The following is a 4,506-nucleotide window of genomic DNA, read 5'->3' as shown; positions in this document are numbered from 1 at the left end:
AGGCTTCATGAAGGTACTTATCGACGCCGAAAATGACCAAATCCTGGGTGTAGCTATACTGGGAATGCAGGGTGCCGAAATGATGGCTATGCTGCAAATTGCGATGATGGGGAAGCTTACTTACCAGCAGCTCCGCGACGGCGTTTTTGCCCACCCCACGCTGGCCGAATCGCTGAATAACTTGTTTGGGGAAGTGGAGAATTGAATTTGACGGTTATTCTGTACAGAGATTTCGGTGTTTGGCGTTTTAAATGCAAAACTCTAAACCTCAGTACTCATGAAAACCCTATTTACTGCTAACCTATACATCGTTCTACTGATGCTTGGGTTCGATTCCTACGCACAAGTACGCCTTGGTGTGAAGGCGGGTGTCAACGCATCCAATGTCGTATTTGAGTCTAAAAGTATCGAATTTGATCCTCTGCCAGGATACCAAGTTGGCTTGCAGGCGGACATTATCCTATCTCCTAAGTTTTCCATTCAACCTGCTTTGCTTTACGTTACCAAAGGGTTCAGTTCTGAACTAGAATTTCGAAATGCACAGGGTACATTGACGGGGAACTTTTGGGGTTCCTTCCGACCCAACTACCTTGAACTTCCGGTGCTGTTCCTGTACAAAGTTAAAGTCGGTAATTCGTGTAAATTTTTCGGAGGGCTGGGGCCGTATGCGGCGGCGGGAATTGGCGGAAAATCTAATTTTCATTTAGCTACAGGTTCTAGCCGAAAGATTTTATTCGGGCCTAAGAACAACCGTTCGCCAGATGCTTACAACCGGATGGATTATGGAATAGCTGCCGCTGTTGGGGTAGAAATAAGGAAGATTTCGCTGACGGTAAACTATGATCACGGTTTGACTGAAGTTGGCCCTAATTCCAGCATAGTTGGCGCTGGTGCGTATTACAACCGTAGCCTGGCCTTGTCGGCGGGATATTGGTTTGGGAAGGCTAGGTGACGAGCGGGTTTCTGGAATTTGTAATTCAAAAAATTCAACTACAACTATGGACTACCGTTCTATTTTATCCCAATTCGTAATTTCGTGTAAAGTTCGGCGGTAGAAATAACTCGCTCGAAACCCATTTTATTCAGATGCTGGGTTAGCGGCTTGTCACCTGTCCAAAGCCAAGCATTCCTTTGGAGAGCAAGCGCCACGAAGGCAACATCATCACCATCTACACCTGATGTAAGTTCATCAGCCTCCACCCAAAATTGCTTTTCAACAATGTCTTCGTTAATGAAATTGACCTGCTTAATGATTTGGTAAAATAATTGACTCACCTTATCGACAGGAAGTTTGCAGCATTTGACGATCTTGGGCTGATGCTTGAAGAGTTCTGCAAGTGCATAGTAACAACTTACTCGCTCAAATTGAGGTATCGGGCTGAATAGAATTTCAGCGATTTTTCCATTTGGGGAGATACAGGCACTAAACAGAATATCAGTATCAACAACGACAATCATCCCACAAAGCGATCACGGTTCTTTTTCCACCATTCCCGATTGATTTCACGGGCCATTTCACCAGCTTGCTCTTCTGTTCCCTGGTTTTGGGAAACAATTTCCAGAGCGTTGATATAATCGATCACCTGCTGGACGGCATTCATATTGATCGACGACAATGGCTCAATTACAATTTTATCATCTTGACGCTCAATAACCATAATTTTCTTTTTTTTCTGGAAAGATAGCCATTTCTCCACACATCGCGATTGGCCAATTAAACAGGGAAGCCTGGAACTCAACGGTTCCGGGCTTCCTTGTTCTATCAATATGAGCGGGCGAGCCCCGCGCGGCGTACCGACCCGGCGGTCGAAGATCAACAACTATTCACCCTCACTTCACTCACCATCTTCGTGTTATCATCCGGGTGACGGTTCGATAACGACTTGCATGGAAAAGGTAGTTGAATGTCGAAGTGAGCGATGTGACCCGCTTTGAAACTACGCAACTACTGAGTAAACCCGAATGAGAAGCGGTGAAACCGAAATAGTTTGGGATAAAATTCCCAGATGAGCGAAAGAAAGCTTTCAAAGCACCTAGTTAGCCACCTTATTGAAACGCATATTCTTGCCCAGAAACTCGATGCCCCAGTAACCGCGCACGATAAGAGATTTGGGCGAGGCCAACCTGACGACCGTGCGGTACGTCCGGCCCGAGTTAGGATCGTAGACCGTACCGCCATTCCACTCATCGGTACCGTTGAAGCGTAAATCGTCCATTACGTTCATGCCCAGCCACGAGCGAGTCCTCAATTTAGGATTGGGATTTTCAGTGTCCAGATGTCGGGCCATCGGAGGCGTACCCGGCTTGCTGCAATCGAACCAAACTACCTTGCCCGCGTAGTGGTCGTTGACTTTATAAACTTCCACCGCTAAATCCTTTTCGGCAGACATCCAGCGGCCCAGGATTTGATCGGAAGTGGGATTGGGTTCAGAATTGGTGAAGAAAAACAAAAAAGAGAGTAGTGCGAATATTTTCACGGTCGTCAGGAACTAAGGTGTGGTACAGGTCAGAAAACGGGGAAGTCCGCCGGAAATTGCGGCAAATACAGGCTATTTTATCAGACGGAATATGAAAAAATGAGCCTTAATTCTTGTGTAAAAACTACATGGGCCGGAGGGTGTGCATTAAGGTAAAGCGGAGGTTATCGCGGCGATAAAGTCGCTGGGCGTATCGGCCCAGTTGGTGGACGTTCATGTAGCCCAATTCCAGAGAAACAGCGCGAGAAAAACGTTTTTCTACCGATAAGTAAAAACGGTTTTGTTCAAAAAGATTCTGGTGAAACGTTGTGAGGAAAGCTTCATCTGACAACCGGAAAGCCAGGCTTTTTTCTTTCAAAGTGTAAGCTAACTGCGCCCGGTAGCGGTGCCGAAAGACAAACCTGTTATCGTTATCGAAATGTCCGGGATGGTTGGACAAAAAACGTTGCTCGGTGCGAATCCGCCCGCTTAAAGCCAGCCTCGTCGAAAGCGGTAAAGTGTAGGCGGCTTCCTGCCATATCCGATACTCGGGTGTAGTGGGACGGGGCGTGATATCGGGCATCTGCGGACGTTGCAGCGAATACGTCAGTGCTCCGCCAAAGGACCACTTGTCGTTGGCTTTGTAGACCGCACGGCTGTGAAAAATGAGGACGTGCTGAACACTATTGGAGAAGAAATGGCGGGTGTCAGCCTCGCTGTGTAGACTCCATTTTTGATTGAAATTCAGGATGTTATAGTAACGTAGCCAATATAGATTCTGATGGATGATTTCCGGCTGCGCGAGCAGGGGAGAGGCGCTCAGACAAAGAAGTGCCAAAATTATTTTTTTCATTGAAGAAGCAAACCGATGTCAGATAATCGCTACCGGGCCGAGCGTTCCAGCCAACGGCTGCGATAGCGCAGCAGCACCCAAAGGACAAAGTAAAGCGTTCCCAACAACAACCCAAACTCCACGCTCAAAAGCAGTGCCGTGCGATCGTACACACTGGCTAAAATATTATTGAAAAAGGATTTGGTATCGTGCAAAACATCCCAGCTATTCAGCCGCACGATCCGGCCCAGGAACACGCCGAAGCCACCTAGCGGGAAGCTGATGAGCAATAAAATCAGACCAACTTTCTTGGAATAAGTCCGGTTCCAAGCCCCGTGCATCCAGTAGAGCGACACCAAGCCATTGATAAGGCTAATCTGTGCGTAGTAAAAAAGCATAATGGCATCGTGCCAGGTGAGGTCGCGGTTATAGTCCACCGACAAGTGCACTAAATCAGTGATCATGTAGGGGGCATTAGGGAAGAAAATCAGCCACAGAACGCTCAGCAGAGCGATCACGAGCGTAAGTTGCCCGAACTGCTTCGAAACCGCGCGGGCCACGAAAGCCACGAGCAGCGGAATCCAGCTCAAGAAAAGATTCCAGTCGAGCGAAAAATCGACCGCCTCGCTAAAACGGATGCGGATCAGGTGGAATACCACCGCCAATGTACTTAATCCCGCCAGCAGAATTAGTGGTAGCAAGTTCTTCAGTGAGAAGAACGGCGGTTTATTCGGTGGCGGAGTTTTGGTCGGCACGCGGCGATTTCCTTTTGTTGCGGGGCTTGCGGCGACGCTTTCTTTCGCCGCCCGACGAAGCCGAATCGGCAGAAGGCGCGCCGTTGGTAACAGCGCTGGGAGATGAAGCATCCGGCGCGGCCGAAGCAGAAGACCCACCGCGACCTCGTGAGTCATTACTACGCCGTGAGTCACCGCCACCGCGCTGTCGTTGGTTGGAACCACCCCGTCCCCGGCCGCCTGAGCGATCGTTGGAACTGCTGCGATCTCCGAATACTGGAGCGGCCCCCAGACCCAGTTCGTCAGTCATGCTGATAATGTTGACGCTCTTTTCGAGTAACCGCTCGATGCCCTGTACACCGCGTCTGTCAGCTCCACCTACAAAGGTGATCGCCGTACCTTCCGACTCGGCGCGGGCCGTGCGGCCAATGCGGTGAACGTAGTCCTCAGGGTCACGCGGCAGGTCGTAGTTGACCACGTGGCT

7 protein-coding genes and 1 pseudogene are annotated in these 4,506 nt (G+C 49.3%); 2 read left to right on the top strand and 6 right to left on the bottom strand.

The features are described from left to right. A pseudogene (locus tag ACEW8P_RS12225) lies at positions 1-205 on the top strand (FAD-containing oxidoreductase); the annotation flags it as partial. Positions 206-277: 72 nt separating this feature from the next. Continuing rightward, positions 278-952 (top strand): porin family protein, encoded by a 675-nt coding sequence (locus ACEW8P_RS12220; RefSeq protein WP_373513362.1) that lies wholly within the window; start codon positions 278-280, stop codon positions 950-952. Between the two features lie 59 nt (positions 953-1,011). Here the strand turns inward: ACEW8P_RS12220 and ACEW8P_RS12215 are convergent, their stop codons facing one another. From ACEW8P_RS12215 to ACEW8P_RS12190, 6 genes are all read right to left on the bottom strand, one after another. Continuing rightward, on the bottom strand, positions 1,012-1,458 hold the full coding sequence (locus tag ACEW8P_RS12215; RefSeq protein ID WP_373513361.1) for a PIN domain-containing protein: 447 nt from the start codon (positions 1,456-1,458) through the stop codon (positions 1,012-1,014). Continuing rightward, a complete protein-coding gene (locus tag ACEW8P_RS12210) occupies positions 1,455-1,697 on the bottom strand; it encodes a hypothetical protein (protein WP_373513360.1) in 243 nt (80 codons plus the stop codon). Before ACEW8P_RS12210 ends, ACEW8P_RS12215 begins: the two co-directional genes overlap by 4 nt. A gap of 336 nt (positions 1,698-2,033) precedes the next feature. After that, positions 2,034-2,477, bottom strand: coding sequence for a DUF2147 domain-containing protein (locus ACEW8P_RS12205; RefSeq protein WP_373513359.1), 444 nt, complete (start codon positions 2,475-2,477; stop codon positions 2,034-2,036). A 124-nt stretch (positions 2,478-2,601) separates the two neighbouring features. Then, the gene (locus tag ACEW8P_RS12200) at positions 2,602-3,309 is read right to left on the bottom strand and encodes a DUF2490 domain-containing protein (RefSeq protein ID WP_373513358.1); all 708 of its coding nucleotides are present in this window, start codon (positions 3,307-3,309) and stop codon (positions 2,602-2,604) included. 29 nt (positions 3,310-3,338) lie between these two features. Then, complete coding sequence (locus ACEW8P_RS12195; RefSeq protein ID WP_373513357.1) at positions 3,339-3,989, bottom strand: DUF1361 domain-containing protein; 651 nt, start codon at positions 3,987-3,989, stop codon at positions 3,339-3,341. Positions 3,990-4,014: 25 nt separating this feature from the next. After that, positions 4,015-4,506 (bottom strand): helicase-related protein (locus ACEW8P_RS12190; protein ID WP_373513356.1); only part of this gene is annotated, 492 nt, incomplete at its 5' end.

The organism is Persicitalea sp. (genome assembly GCF_041751555.1).
In the GTDB taxonomy this organism is placed as follows: domain Bacteria; phylum Bacteroidota; class Bacteroidia; order Cytophagales; family Spirosomataceae; genus Persicitalea.
The sequence above is the reverse complement of the archived record's forward strand: the minus strand, read 5'-3'. Positions and strand labels throughout refer to the sequence as shown.